11 protein-coding genes are annotated in these 13,397 nt (G+C 52.5%); 9 read left to right on the top strand and 2 right to left on the bottom strand.

Annotation, left to right across the window (positions count from 1 at the left end; genetic code table 11):
* Positions 1 to 172 precede the first annotated feature (172 nt).
* The 8 genes from ACO6UX_RS14805 to murB all read left to right on the top strand — a co-directional run bounded on the left by ACO6UX_RS14805 (position 173) and on the right by murB (position 7,379).
* Complete coding sequence (locus ACO6UX_RS14805) at positions 173 to 2,467, top strand: DNA internalization-related competence protein ComEC/Rec2 (protein ID WP_422448821.1); 2,295 nt, start codon at positions 173 to 175, stop codon at positions 2,465 to 2,467.
* A 134-nt stretch (positions 2,468 to 2,601) separates the two neighbouring features.
* The gene (locus ACO6UX_RS14800) at positions 2,602 to 3,249 is read left to right on the top strand and encodes a MotA/TolQ/ExbB proton channel family protein (RefSeq protein ID WP_422448819.1); all 648 of its coding nucleotides are present in this window, start codon (positions 2,602 to 2,604) and stop codon (positions 3,247 to 3,249) included.
* Positions 3,246 to 3,674 (top strand): ExbD/TolR family protein, encoded by a 429-nt coding sequence (locus ACO6UX_RS14795; protein ID WP_422448817.1) that lies wholly within the window; start codon positions 3,246 to 3,248, stop codon positions 3,672 to 3,674. Before ACO6UX_RS14800 ends, ACO6UX_RS14795 begins: the two co-directional genes overlap by 4 nt.
* The gene (gene lpxK / locus ACO6UX_RS14790) at positions 3,671 to 4,729 is read left to right on the top strand and encodes a tetraacyldisaccharide 4'-kinase (protein WP_422448815.1); all 1,059 of its coding nucleotides are present in this window, start codon (positions 3,671 to 3,673) and stop codon (positions 4,727 to 4,729) included. Before ACO6UX_RS14795 ends, lpxK begins: the two co-directional genes overlap by 4 nt.
* 16 nt (positions 4,730 to 4,745) lie before the next feature.
* Complete coding sequence (locus ACO6UX_RS14785; RefSeq protein ID WP_066015636.1) at positions 4,746 to 4,937, top strand: Trm112 family protein; 192 nt, start codon at positions 4,746 to 4,748, stop codon at positions 4,935 to 4,937.
* Positions 4,937 to 5,809, top strand: coding sequence for a 3-deoxy-manno-octulosonate cytidylyltransferase (gene kdsB / locus ACO6UX_RS14780; protein WP_422448813.1), 873 nt, complete (start codon positions 4,937 to 4,939; stop codon positions 5,807 to 5,809). The genes ACO6UX_RS14785 and kdsB overlap by 1 nt, the downstream gene beginning before the upstream one ends.
* A gap of 5 nt (positions 5,810 to 5,814) precedes the next feature.
* Positions 5,815 to 6,285, top strand: a complete 471-nt coding sequence (locus ACO6UX_RS14775) for a low molecular weight protein-tyrosine-phosphatase (protein WP_422448811.1) — start codon at positions 5,815 to 5,817, stop codon at positions 6,283 to 6,285.
* 41 nt (positions 6,286 to 6,326) lie between these two features.
* Positions 6,327 to 7,379, top strand: coding sequence for a UDP-N-acetylmuramate dehydrogenase (gene murB, locus ACO6UX_RS14770; protein ID WP_422448809.1), 1,053 nt, complete (start codon positions 6,327 to 6,329; stop codon positions 7,377 to 7,379).
* Between the two features lie 265 nt (positions 7,380 to 7,644).
* Here the strand turns inward: murB and ACO6UX_RS14765 are convergent, their stop codons facing one another.
* Together ACO6UX_RS14765 and rne are read right to left on the bottom strand one after the other, a co-directional pair.
* Positions 7,645 to 8,127, bottom strand: coding sequence for a hypothetical protein (locus ACO6UX_RS14765; protein WP_422448807.1), 483 nt, complete (start codon positions 8,125 to 8,127; stop codon positions 7,645 to 7,647).
* 230 nt (positions 8,128 to 8,357) lie between these two features.
* Positions 8,358 to 11,516 carry a ribonuclease E gene (gene rne / locus ACO6UX_RS14760; RefSeq protein WP_422448805.1) on the bottom strand — a complete coding sequence of 1,053 codons (3,159 nt, stop codon included), beginning with the start codon at positions 11,514 to 11,516 and terminating at the stop codon, positions 8,358 to 8,360.
* Positions 11,517 to 12,435: 919 nt separating this feature from the next.
* On the opposite strand from rne, the gene rluC reads away from it, so the two are divergent.
* On the top strand, positions 12,436 to 13,395 hold the full coding sequence (gene rluC, locus ACO6UX_RS14755; protein WP_422448803.1) for a 23S rRNA pseudouridine(955/2504/2580) synthase RluC: 960 nt from the start codon (positions 12,436 to 12,438) through the stop codon (positions 13,393 to 13,395).
* The last annotated feature ends 2 nt before the right edge of the window (positions 13,396 to 13,397 follow it).

The following is a 13,397-nucleotide window of genomic DNA, read 5'->3' as shown; positions in this document are numbered from 1 at the left end:
GACTGAAATTCATCTATGCTTGCTGATTTTCATCGGCCATAGCATGCCACTTTTCAAATAAAGAATGGTTGATTATGCCACAGCACAATTGCGGTCATTCAAGGCAGGGCAGAACAGTGCCTTGAATGAGGTAAAGCCTTGGATTATGCACTGAAATGGTAGGCAAGACTACGTGGATAACACGCACACGACCATAAAACCGGCAAGGGGATTACTTATCTTCGTACTTGCCAGTGGTTTTGTTTCATTGACATTTGGCATGTCAGTACTGCTGTCGATCAGCCTGCCGCTGTTCATTCTGTTTCTGTGGGGATTATCGTCAGCCGGAGCTTCCCGGGTCCGCTGGTGGCTGCTGCCTCTGCTGGCGGGTACTCTTGTCAGCTCATGGTATGCATCGCATTACGCTGTCACTCGCCTTGATGGCTATATACATGGGCGGGATATCAATATCGAAGGAAAGATTGCCAGTCTGCCGGTGATAAACGGCATGGCAGCGCGCTTTGATTTCGCAGTCAGTCATGCAGGGGCTGTTCTGTATGCCAAAAAGGTCAGGCTCAGCTGGTATGAACCGCCGGATTTGCAGGCTGGAGAGACTTGGCAGTTAACGGTCAGGTTGCGACAGCCCCATGGTTTTTCAAGCCCGGGTGCGTTCGATTATGAAGCCTGGGCGCTGCGTCAGGGGATACAGGCCACGGGGTATGTGAAGTCCGGATCACTGCTCGACAATAGTGTTAGCGGGATATATCGCCTTCATCAGGTAAGGGCGCTTTTAAGAGAGTGGTTGTACTCCACGGTATCGGATAACAACAGAGGAATCTTCTCGGCACTGCTGCTGGGTGATAAAACCGCAATCAATACTCAGCAATGGCAGATGCTGAATGAGACGGGAACCACCCATTTGATGGTGATTTCCGGCCTGCATATCGGTCTTATGGCCTGGTTGGGCTTTTCCCTTGCCACCATTGTTGGGCGATTGGGGGGAATTCCACTTCGGAGTGTACCCTTACCCGTGGTCAAGGCGCTGACAGGCATGCTGTTTGCGTTGTTCTATGCCCTGTTGGCCGGGTTCAGTGTGCCGGTGCAGCGGGCCCTGGTGATGACATTTGCTGCATTACTGGCACCCTTGCTGGGTATCAGAGCCTCTCCCGCCACACTTTGGTTGTTGGCTTTGGCGGCAGTGCTGGCCATTGACCCTCTGGCCATAACCAGCAATGGATTCTGGTACTCGTTTATTGCCGCAGGTGCACTGCTGTTCGGTATGGTTGGCAGAAAGGAGAGGACTGGCTGGCCGGTAACCCTGTTTAAGCCGCAATGGCTGGTGTTTGCCCTGTTGACGCCTTTGCTGCTGTTTAATGGTCAGCCGGTATCACCACTGTCTCCCCTGGTGAATCTTCTCGCCATTCCATTAATTGGCATTGCCGTCGTTCCCTTGCTGCTGTTCAGCGCAATTGTGCAGTTTGTGTTGCCTGAGGCTGCCGGTTTCATTATGGCCGGGCTGGATTATCTGGTGACAGGGTTTCAATGGGGACTGCAGTGGGTGTCCGGTTTGATAGTGCTTATTCCACCACAGCAGTCTCTGACCTGGCTTGACCTGTTGTTCGCTGTGGTCGGCATGTTGCTGCTGATTGCTCCGGCAACTCTGCGTTTGCGCTGGCTTGCCCCGGTGATGCTGATGCCTTCGTTGTTCCCGAAAACACCTGAGATACCGGCAGGTCAGGCTGAGGTCACTGTTTTGGATGTAGGGCAAGGGTTGTCTGTGTTTATCAGAACACGTCAGCACCTTCTGGTATACGACACTGGTGACCGGTTCTCGGAAAAATTGTCAGCGGCAGAAAGCGTGATTCTTCCGGCGCTGTCCAAATCCGGCGTGACCCAAATTGATCGCATTATCATTTCTCATGGTGATCAGGATCATTCAGGTGGTTTGCCATCACTGTTGTCCAGATACCCGAATGTACCGGTTATCAGTGGTACCAGGCTGCCCGGTTTTGAGCAAGAGTGGGTGAAATGCCAATCCGGAGATCATTGGGAGTGGGATGGGGTTTATTTTCAGGTGCTGGCCGGTGGTGAATATCGGCGCAGCAATGATGCATCCTGTGTCCTGAAAGTGACAGCAGGGTCAGACAGTCTTTTACTGCCCGGAGACATTAGTGGACGGGTTGAGAAACGGTTAATTGAGCAGGGCGCTGAGCTCGAATCCAGTGTGCTGGTGGCCGCTCACCATGGTAGCCGGTTTTCCAGTAGTTCTGACTTTCTCTCTGCGGTTCAGCCCGGGGCGGTTATTTTTTCCTCCGGCTTTGCCAATCGCTTCGGTCATCCGGCCGCTGAAACATTAGCCCGTGCGCAAAGCTCGGGGGCGAAAATTTTTAATACCGCTGCGGACGGCTCACTTTCCTTTACGCTCGGTAGCGGTGATATGACCGTTTCAGCCTACCGCAAAACACACACCCGCTATTGGTGGCGCTGACGCTCTGCCAAAGCGATCAGTTACTGCTTAAATGGCGCTAATCTCTGTGATACAGTCATACTGGCCGGGAACTGATATGCCTGACATTAACCGGGCCAGATATCATGAATTTGTCATTATAAGGGAAGATTATTGTGTTCGAACTGGTGAAATCCGGTGGTTGGCTGATGGTGCCTATCCTGTTGTCTTCAGTCATTGCCATGGCAATCATCTTCGAGCGGCTCTGGACGTTGAGACCCTCACGCATTGCACCGAAAAATACCCTGTCTCAAGTATGGAGGTGGATCAAAAGTAATGGATTGGACAATCGCAAGCTTGACCAGCTGAAAGCCGGGTCGCCCCTGGGAGAGATTCTGGCCGCTGGTCTGACCAATGCCCGCAGCGGCCGGGAAATCATGAAGGAAAGTATTGAAGAGCAGGCGGGCAAGGTGATCCATGACCTTGAACGTTATCTCAATACCCTGGGGACCATTGCCGCGATTACTCCGCTGCTGGGTTTGCTGGGAACCGTGATCGGTATGATTGATGTCTTTACTGTGCTGATGGTTGAAGGCACCGGTAATGCCGGTGTTCTTGCTGGCGGGATTTCCAAGGCTCTCATTACCACAGCAGCCGGTCTTACCGTAGCTATCCCGGCCCTGATTTTCCATCGCTATTTTACCCGGCGCATTGATGAGCTGGTGGTTGCCATGGAGCAGGATGCCATCAAGCTGGTGGAAGTGCTGCAGGGTGATCGCAAGGGCTCTTCATCCGCTCCGGGCAGTGAGGCCAGGAAAAAATGAACTTCCGACGACAGATAAATCAGGAAGAGGTGTCGATCAACCTGACGCCCCTGATTGATGTGGTATTCCTGCTGCTGATTTTCTTTATGGTCTCAACCACCTTCACCAAGGAGACGCATCTGGTCATTGACTTGCCGGAATCCTCCGGCGAGGTGTTGCAGCAGCAGCCAAAGCAGATTGAGATCATCATCAGCAAGTCCGGAGATTTTGCCGTTGATGGTCAGGGACTGGTCAATGGTCAGCTGGATACACTCAAGCGGGCACTGGGTAAAGTAAGCCAGGGAGACAGCAAGATACCCCTGATTATTACCGCTGACGCCAATACGCCTTATCAGGCGGTTGTTACGGCAATGGATGCTGCCGGGCAGCTGGGTTTTACCAACCTGAGCATGACCACCCGAAAAGATACCGAGTCTGATCAGTGAAGCTCTGGCCCCGTTTCAGCCAGTCGGTCACAGACTCCTGGTATGCTCCTGCCGGTGGCTGGACCCGCTGTCTCAAGCCACTTAGCTGGTTATTTTCCTTTCTGGCTGCGAGAAGAAAGCAACGTTTACTGCAGGCAGCGCGATGGTCTTCGCCTGTGCCGGTCATTGTGTTGGGTAATATTTCGGTAGGGGGAACCGGTAAAACCCCTTTGGTTGCCGCCCTTGTACGGGAGTTTCAGCGAAGGGGCTACCGGCCTGGGATTATCAGTCGTGGATTTGGTGCGAAAACCGGAGGTATGCCTCTGTCGGTGCGGCCGGATTCAGACCCGGCAAAGGCAGGGGATGAGCCGGTGATGCTCGCCCGACAGCTGCATGTCCCTTTGATTGTTGACGTTGATCGTGTAAAGGCGGCCCGCTATCTCTGTGATCAGACAGACTGCAATCTGATCATCGCAGATGATGGATTGCAGCACTATAATCTGCAACGGCATATTGAAGTATTGGTTCTGGATGGTGACCGGTTGCTTGGCAACCAGCTGTGTCTGCCCGCAGGCCCGCTTCGGGAACCACCGGAAAGAATGAGCCAGGTGGATATGATTCTGGTCAACACCAACCATGCTTCTCTGTCAGCGAAGGCTGAGGAAGTAGAAAGTTCGCTTGGGCTGACCACGCTGGAGCGGGAAAAACTGTATTGTTTTTCCCTTGAACCTTCGGCGCTGGTCAGCATGACGGGGATTTCGCAACCAATTCCCGATAAAACCAGGGTTCATGGTGTTGCAGGAATTGGTAATCCGGAGCGTTTTTTTAATACACTGCGCGCTTTGGGATACGATGTTATTGGGCATCCTTATCCGGATCACCACGTATTTGCACCGGAAGATATCTGTTTTAACGACGATCTTCCGGTAATTATGACGGCTAAGGATGCCGTTAAATGCAGTGGTTTTGCCGATCACCGACACTGGTATCTGCCGGTGACGACCCGTGTATCGGACTCATGTATTGAGCAGCTGGTAGCAATGATTGAAGCTCGTAAGCCGGTATTTGCTGGCTGATGGCAGAGGAACAATGATGGATAAAACGCTGTTTGAAATTCTGGCCTGCCCACTGTGTAAAGGGGAAGTGCGGCCAAATAAAGAGCGTCAGGAACTGGTTTGCAGACCCTGCGGTCTTGCTTATCCGGTTCGTGACGGTATTCCTGTCATGCTCGAAGGTGAGGCGCGCACATTGACCGTTGATGAACGTTTGGATGAGGCGTCCTGATGGCACAAGGCTTTTTATCGGTTGAGGGCTTTCCCTCCACTGAAGGCTCTCATACAGCTGAAGGCTCTGACTTCACCGTTGTAATACCTGCCCGATTTGCTTCCAGTCGTTTGCCGGGCAAGCCTCTGGCTGATATTGCGGGCAAGCCTATGGTGCAGCATGTTTATGAGCGGGCACTGGCCAGTGCCGCCCGGAAGGTCATCATTGCTACGGATGATGAGCGTATCCTGAAGGTGGCTGACGGTTTTGGCGCAGAGGTATGCATGACGCTGCCGGGGCATCCTTCTGGCACTGACCGGTTGCAGGAAGTGGCCAGAATCTATGGTCTGAAGGATGATGAAATCATTGTCAATGTGCAGGGTGATGAACCTCTTATCCCCCCCTCTGTGATCAATCAGGTGGCCAGAAATCTGCAGCTGTCGTCTGAGGCAGGGGCTGCTACGTTATCCAGCCCGTTGACCCGGGTGGAGCAGATTTTCGATCCCGGTATTGTCAAAGTGGTTGCTGATGTCCGGGGGTATGCGCTTTATTTCAGCCGTGCGCCCATTCCCTGGGCGCGGGACGATTTTGCCACGGAGGAAAAGAGAGTGTCGGCAGATGCCTGCTTTCAGCGTCACATTGGGATCTATGCCTATCGGGTTGGACTCCTGAATCATTATGTGACCTGGGGTGTCAGCCCGATTGAGAGTATGGAGTCTCTTGAGCAGCTTCGACTGATGTGGCATGGCTATCGTATTCATGTGGCTGAAGCGGTGGCAACGCCGCCCCATGGTGTCGATACGGAACAGGATCTGCAGGCAGTTCGTGCATTGCTTGAAAGAGAGCAGGAACTGGACAGTTCTGAGCCCAATGAAACCATGGTCAGAGCATAAACAGAATGACAAAAGTACTGTTCGTCTGCCTGGGAAATATCTGTCGGTCACCCACTGCCCATGGTGTGTTTGCCCATCAAGTGGCGGAAGCAGGGTTGTCAGACTGTATCAGAGTTGATTCAGCGGGCACCAGTGGCTGGCATGATGGCGGGTTACCAGACAGCCGTTCCATGCAGCAGGCTGCGGATCACGGTTATGACCTTTCATTTATTCGCTCCCGCAAGGTAACCTCTGCTGATTTTGTTGAGCAGGATTATATTCTGGCTATGGACAGAGAGAACCTGAAGAACCTGCAAAAGATCTGCCCGCAGGAACATGCCTGTAAATTGAAGCTTTTTCTTGATTTTGCTGACCTGCCAGTCTCTGAAGTTCCGGACCCTTACTACGGTGGTAACGAAGGGTTTGAGCGGGTGCTTAATCTGGTTGAGCTGGGTGGGGTTGCGTTGCTGGATCATTTGCAGAAAACCCATAAATAGTATCTCCGTTTTGTCTCCAATTTCTATTGAATCAACTATTAATGAACTTCCCGCTTAAGATTTTCGACAACTATTCCCTGGTGGAGAGAAATACCCTGGGGTTGCCGTCTACTGCCAGATACTACGCTGAGGCAAATACGGTTGCTGAATTGCAGTCGGCACTGGCTTTTGCCAGGCAAAAGCAGTTGCCCGTTATTCCCCTGGGCGGTGGCAGTAATGTGGTGCTTGGTGATTTTCTTGATGCCCTGGTTGTGCACGTTAATCTCAAGGGAAAAACGGTGTTGAGTCGTGATCAGGATTGTGTTCGGGTCAGGGCCGAGGCGGGAGAGAACTGGCATGAGTTTGTTTTATGGTCTCTGGATAATCAGGCCTATGGACTGGAAAACCTCTCCTTGATACCGGGTAACGTTGGCGCTGCACCTATCCAGAATATTGGTGCCTATGGTGTTGAGTTAACGGATTCTTTCGTGTCGCTGGAGGCGATGAACCTGGAATCCGGGCAGGTTGAGTATTTTGACCGGCAAAGTTGCCGCTTTGGTTATCGCGATTCGGTATTCAAAAGGGAAAAGCGTGATCAGTACATTATTGTCGCTGTGACCCTGGATCTTGATGCAACATTAAAACCCAACCTGGGCTATGGCCAGTTAGGTGATCTGCTTGCCAGACGTCTGGGCGATCAGGCTCCTTCCGCATTGGATATCAGTCGGGCTGTTTGTGATATTCGCCGGGAAAAGTTGCCGGACCCATCTGAGGTGGGTAATGCTGGCAGCTTTTTCAAAAACCCGGAGGTATCAAAGTCAGAGATGGATCGCCTGAAGCAGGAATATCCGAATATCGTCGCTTATCCCCTTGGGCAGAACTGGAAACTGGCCGCTGGTTGGCTGATTGATCAGGCCGGGCTGAAAGGAGAGCGAGAGGGTTGTGTGGGGACTTACCAGAAACAGGCTCTTGTTCTGGTAAATCACGGTGGAGCCACTGGTCGGGATGTGCTGTCTTTCTCCAGGCAGGTTCAGCAGAAAGTAAATGAAAAGTTTGGTGTTCAGCTGGAAAGAGAGCCGCGCCTTTATATGGAAGATGATAAAGCAACCCTGTGAATCTGAGGATGCAAATTCCGGTTCCGGGAGGTGTTTACTGGCTGTAATCAGTCAGAAGTCCCATGAGTTGTCCGGGACTCCTGACTAGGAGCCTGTCCGAGAATAGACTGCCCTACTGCGGTTGCGATAAATTGGTCTAAAAATTCCTGCTTCTTCGTCAAATAGCCCCGCTATTCTCCTCAGAATCAGAAATTTTTATCCTCAATTTCTCGCAATCCTCGCTACGGGCGCTATTCTCTGACAGGCTCCTAGCGTGTCATATCGTTTAACGGACAGTAATAGTGCCAATTGTTGCTTCGTCGGTAGGAGCCTGATCAACGTACCACCATACTCCAACGGCCTCTTCGGCCCCGTAGGCCTGAGCGTAGCGGAAGCGGATCTGGTAAGTGCCGGGTTCGTTGGGTGCAACGATGTGAAAGTCTACATCTTGCTCGGTGATATCATTGTAATGAGGGTCAAGATATCGACCATCAACGACAATGGCATTGGCAATTGTTGTTTGAGCACCTATGCCATCAATACCAACAATAATCTGGACAATGCTGGCTTCTTCCCGGGGCCAGAGCCATTTGTAATGGGCATGGATGCCGACAGTTTCACCGGGTTTAACGTCGGCTTCAGTGCCTTGACCGTGGATATCTACGTTGCTGAAAGCGATGCCTGAATATTCAACGTCTGAAAATGCAGAGCAGGATAGAATGCACAGTAAACTGGCCATTACCCACTGCTTGAATAGGTTGTTTTTCATAAATTTCCCTCTGTTTTGGTTGTTTTAGTTACATGGTTTACTCCTTGTTTTGATTTCTGAAATTGATAAAAGTTCCACCAGTGGCGGGTTGTGGCTCTTTTAATTTTCGTGGGTGCGAGTTCGGCAGAGATTTATTGTCCATCGCTATGACTGGAGAGCCTTCTGGTGGTTTTTCAAGGCAAAAAAAAACGGGGTGGAAACCACCCCGTTCAGTTCAGTATCAACCCTTATTACAGGTTGCTTTCTTCAGTGCGCACCTGCGGAGCTTCCTGAGTTTCGCTTTCTGGCTCAACAGGCAGTTCGATCTGCTGAGTCTGGCGCTTTGCCCGGGGGTCGTTGTGAGCACGGCTGCGACGACGACGCGGCCTTTCAACGGTTTCATCATCAGAAGATGCTTCAGCTTCGCTGGCTTTAACCTCTGCTGTCTGGTCACGCTCAGCTGCTTGTGGTGCTTCTGCTGCTTTGCTCTCAGTCGCTAAAGGTTGTGGTGCCGTGGCAGCCTCAGCGGGCTTCTCCTGTTGGCTTTCATGAACAACGGCCTTGTCTTCATCAGACTGATTTAATGCCTGCTTCAGCATCTCTTCAGCTTCATTGGCGGTCATGGTCGGCTTGGGCTCGACAGCCTCTGCTTCCGCTACGGCTGGTTTCTCGAAAGCGGGTGGCATGGTTGCAAACGCTGGCTTATCTAGATTATGGGAAGCGGCAACGGCTTTTGCCATTTCTGTCATCTGAGGGCGTGGGGTTACCTTCTCCCGCTCAACGGTTGTTGCTTCTGCGGCGGCAACGGGCAGGTCAGTCTGGCGTTCTTGAGTGCTGGTCTCAACGGAGGCTTGTTCTGCTTTTTCCGATTGCGCTTCAGAATCTCCAGCTGTTGCAAGCTCAACTGTTGGCTCTTTATCGACAGAAGGCTGTTGATTGGCTGGTGAGTCGCTCTCAGCAGGGATTTCAGGTTCGCTGACTTCCTCAGGCGCAGACTGCTGAGTTTCCCTGAGACGGCGAGGGTCATTCTTCACTCTTCTGGAGCGACGAGGTCTCACTTCTTCCGGTGCTTCAGGGGTGTTGGCAACGGCTTGCTCTTCGACAGGAGCCTTGCTGGTTTCCTCTACCTTGTCCATTGGCATGGCCGGGGCTGCAGGAGCTTCCGGGGCAGCTGCTGCAGCTTTTCTGCTTTCCAGCTCAGGCTTCTCAATGCTGGCAAATGACTCTTTTTTGTCAGCACGCTTTTCCTGTGGAATGCTTTCCTGTGCGGCAGTTTCATGAACAGCAGGCGCATTTACTGCCCCTTTAGCGCTTTCAGGCAGCAGTGGCTGTAATTGCGGTTCATTCTGTTGCTGACGCTGAGACTGTCGGTTGTTGCGACGACGGGGTGCAGAGTTCGGGCGGCGTCGACGATCACCGGAGCCTTGTTCTGGTTCCTGGTCTTGGCGGCGTTCCTGTCTGGGTTCCCGTTGTTCCGCTACTTCCGGTTTGTCACGCTGGCGTCTTTCCTGCCTTTCAAAACGGTTTTCCTGGCTGCTGGAACGGTTGTCTGAACGTTCCTGCTGACTCTTTTTGCGCTCTTTCTGAGGACGGTTGCTGTCCTGTCTGTCGCGGCGCTGGGAATCAGTTCGGGTCTTTTTCCTGTTCTGGCCAGCTTGACTGTCACGACGCGCCGGTTGACGTTGCTGGGTGAGTTTGTCCTGGCCAGCGGATTTGTCGTCATCATTTTCCGGGTTGAAGAGGCTGCCGATGGACTTCAGCAGGCTGTCAATAAATCCGGGTTTTGCTTCAGGCGCTTTAATGGCGGGTGCAGGCTGTGCCGGGGCAACATTGCGCACGGCGGCCTGTTGTCTGGGCTGAGGCCTGGTGGCTGTGGTCAGCTCTTCCGGGCTGGCGTCTTCACCCTCAAGGATGATTTCGTAGCTGCTCTCGCGATCCTGAAGATTGTCGTCACGGAGGCGCTGGACATCGTAATGGGGAGTTTCCAGATTGGCATTTGGAATAACGATGATGCGGGCATCATGGCGCTTCTCGATCTTGGCGATCATTTTGCGCTTTTCATTCAGCAGAAATGCCGCCACCGGCACAGGAACCTGTGCGCGAATTTCGGACGTCTTGTCCTTCATGGCCTCTTCTTCCATCAGGCGCAGAATAGACAGGGCCAGAGACTCAATATCCCGAATCGTGCCCTGGCCTGAGCAGCGAGGGCAGACCACGCCACTGGTTTCACCCAGTGATGGGCGCAGACGCTGACGGGACATTTCCAGCAGGCCAAAGCGGGAGATACGGCTGGTTTGAACGCGGGCACGATCAACCGACAGCGCCTGACGAATGCGGTTCTCAACTTCCCGCTGATTCCGGTTGCTGCCCATATCGATGAAGTCGATAACAATCAGTCCGCCAATATCGCGCAGGCGCAGTTGGCGGGCAATCTCATCCGCCGCTTCGAGGTTGGTGTTATAGGCGGTTTCTTCGATATCGCCACCACGGGTTGCACGGGCGGAGTTGATATCAATGGACACCAGGGCTTCTGTTGGATCAATAACAATGGAGCCGCCGGATGGCAGTTTGACTTCACGCTGGAAGGCGGTCTCGATCTGGCTTTCAATCTGGAAGCGGTTGAACAGGGGGACGCTGTCTTTGTACAGCTTGATCTTGTTCTGGTACTGGGGCATGACCTGTTTAACAAAATCCAGGGCTTCTTGATAAACCTGGGTTTTGTCGATCAGTACTTCACCAACATCCTGGCGCAGATAGTCGCGGATAGCACGGATAATGACATTGCTTTCCTGGTAGATCAAAAATGGTGCGGGATTTTTATCGGCAGCATCTTTGATGGAGTTCCAGAGTTGCAGGAGATAGTCCAGATCCCACTGAAGGTCTTCTGTTGAACGGCCAAGGCCGGCTGTGCGAACGATGACGCCCATTTCGGCGGGGATGTCCAGCTTGCTCATGGCCTCACGCAGTTCAGCGCGCTCATCGCCTTCAATACGGCGTGAGATGCCACCGGCCCGTGGGTTGTTGGGCATCAGTACAAGGTAGCGGCCTGCCAGGCTGACCAGTGTGGTCAGGGCGGCACCTTTGTTGCCACGCTCTTCCTTATCGACCTGAACGATAACCTCGGTGCCTTCCTTGATGACTTCCTTGATGTTGGGACGACCACCAGTATGGCCGACGAAGTATTCCCGGGAGATCTCTTTTAAAGGCAGGAAGCCGTGTCGCTCTGCGCCAAAGTCCACAAACGCGGCTTCCAGGCTGGGCTCAACACGGGTGATTTTTGCTTTGTAGATGTTGGCTTTCTTCTGTTCGCGGGCTCCGGATTCGATATCCAGATCGAACAGGCGCTGCCCATCGACGAGTGCAACCCTCAGCTCTTCTTGCTGGGTTGCATTGATCAACATTCTCTTCATAGAGTACCAAATTGCTAATGGCTACCCTAAGCAGATGTTGGTGGCGAAAAGTTGTTCGTGACATTCGGTAAATCCAGCGCATTCATTGGTTTGACGGGCAATCCATCGTCTTTCCGGAAGCGCCCGGCCTGCCACCTGACGTATTCATGGTGGCTGGCAGTGCAACTGGTTTCCTTCAGCTTCTGTACAAACTCTCCGGTGCTACCCGAGTGTACACAGGCCAACAACCGCAGGAGAACGGTGTGGTCGGTGGTAACCAGCTATCAGACTTACAGCCGGGCTTATTCAAGGGTAAGGCTGTAACGATATAGCAATCTGCATCCGTATGTTGACCGGATGCATAGTGGGGAGATGCGTTGATCGGGCGCTTCTGGCTGGTTGTGGATACGTTTACAGGTATCACTGAGCCTGTCACTAGCATATGACCCGTCCGCTGTTCTTCATCCCTGGTATCGGGAGCGCAACCTCTGTTCTTGGGTGGCACTGTTTATCTATCACGGCTGTGGCCGTGGTCTTTAATCGTTCAGCACCATGACAGGAACTCATACCCTCAGGGAGGGATGCAACTGGTTCATCTGCCATGATGTCTGCCTGAGCGGCTATTCCCGGAGTTACCTGGCCCGGACTTGTTCATCGGGTAAACGTAGCTCCGGTTTATTTTCGGCCCGGTTAGCGGAATTTAAGTGATGCTATCCCTTTCGGGTCATGCTCAGACTTCGTAAATCGAACTGCCTCTTCGGATAGTTACAAGGCAGTGCCACAACTATATCAGTAATCTGTAAGTGCTTCAAATGACACAAAGCTGATAACATTACCTGAAAGAAAATCGCGGTAATCCCTGAAAGTCTTTTTATCTCAACCGGTTAAGGTAGAGCTTTCGGGGCTGCAACTTGGCATAAACAGATATGTGGTTAGACGATTGAAACAAGCAAACGTTAACTTTATTACCATTGATGAGGATGCGGCTGGTCAGCGTGTTGATAATTTTCTGTTGCGGGTTCTTAAAGGTGTGCCCAAGACCAGGGTGTATCGTATCGTTCGCAAGGGTGAGGTACGGGTCAACAAAAAGCGGGTAAGCGCAGATTATCGCCTTGAATTGAACGATGTTGTTCGTATTCCTCCGGTCAGGGTGGCCGAAAGGGAGGCTCCGGTAAGGCCCGCTGACAGCGTGATCGCTCAATTGGAAAAAGCGGTACTTTATGAAGATGATCTGCTGCTGATTATCAACAAACCGTCCGGGCTTGCTGTGCATGGCGGCAGTGGTCTGTCTTATGGTGTAATTGAAGCGCTTCGCCAGCTACGGCCGGATAACCGCACGCTGGAACTGGCGCATCGCCTGGACCGGGACACCTCGGGTTGTCTGGTGATTGCCAAGCGCCGCAGTATGCTGCGTCACCTGCATAACCAGTTGCAGCAGAAAGAAAAAGTTGAAAAGCTGTATCATGCGCTGGTGGTGGGTAAGTGGCCAGCGAGAAAGCAGCTGGTCAATGCGCCGCTGTTGAAGAACGTGCTGCAGTCAGGAGAGCGGATGGTCCGGGTGCATGTGGATGGCAAAAAATCCCGAACAGCGTTTCGAGTACTGAACCGTTTTCCAAATATGACCCTGGTTGAGGCTTACCCCATCACAGGGCGGACCCATCAGATTCGGGTTCACTGTCTGCACGCAGGGCATCCCATTGCCGGGGATGAAAAATACGGTAAGGATTCAGACAATCAGTCCCAGAAGCAGTTTGGTCTTAAAAGGCTGTTCCTGCATGCCGCCAGTATCGAATTTGACCTGCTGGATGGTAAGCGATTGAAGGTTGAAGCGCCTTTGCCGGACGACCTGGCTGAGGTGTTGTCAGCTTTACAAGGGCTGGATGCCGAACCGAAGAATTGATA

The organism is Endozoicomonas sp. ALB091 (assembly GCF_049310265.1).
Taxonomy (GTDB): domain Bacteria; phylum Pseudomonadota; class Gammaproteobacteria; order Pseudomonadales; family Endozoicomonadaceae; genus Endozoicomonas.
Note: the sequence above shows the minus strand (reverse complement) of the source record. Positions and strands in the feature narration are given on the sequence as shown.

Bases quoted from the DNA above. Each gene is read 5' to 3' on its own strand.
- ACO6UX_RS14785 (WP_066015636.1), top strand. From the start codon at position 4,746: ATGGATAAAACGCTGTTTGAAATTCTGGCCTGCCCACTGTGTAAAGGG.
- ACO6UX_RS14775 (WP_422448811.1), top strand. From the start codon at position 5,815: ATGACAAAAGTACTGTTCGTCTGCCTGGGAAATATCTGTCGGTCACCC.
- ACO6UX_RS14765 (WP_422448807.1), bottom strand. From the start codon at position 8,127: ATGAAAAACAACCTATTCAAGCAGTGGGTAATGGCCAGTTTACTGTGC.
- rne (WP_422448805.1), bottom strand. From the start codon at position 11,516: ATGAAGAGAATGTTGATCAATGCAACCCAGCAAGAAGAGCTGAGGGTT.
- ACO6UX_RS14795 (WP_422448817.1), top strand. From the start codon at position 3,246: ATGAACTTCCGACGACAGATAAATCAGGAAGAGGTGTCGATCAACCTG.
- kdsB (WP_422448813.1), top strand. From the start codon at position 4,937: ATGGCACAAGGCTTTTTATCGGTTGAGGGCTTTCCCTCCACTGAAGGC.
- murB (WP_422448809.1), top strand. From the start codon at position 6,327: ATGAACTTCCCGCTTAAGATTTTCGACAACTATTCCCTGGTGGAGAGA.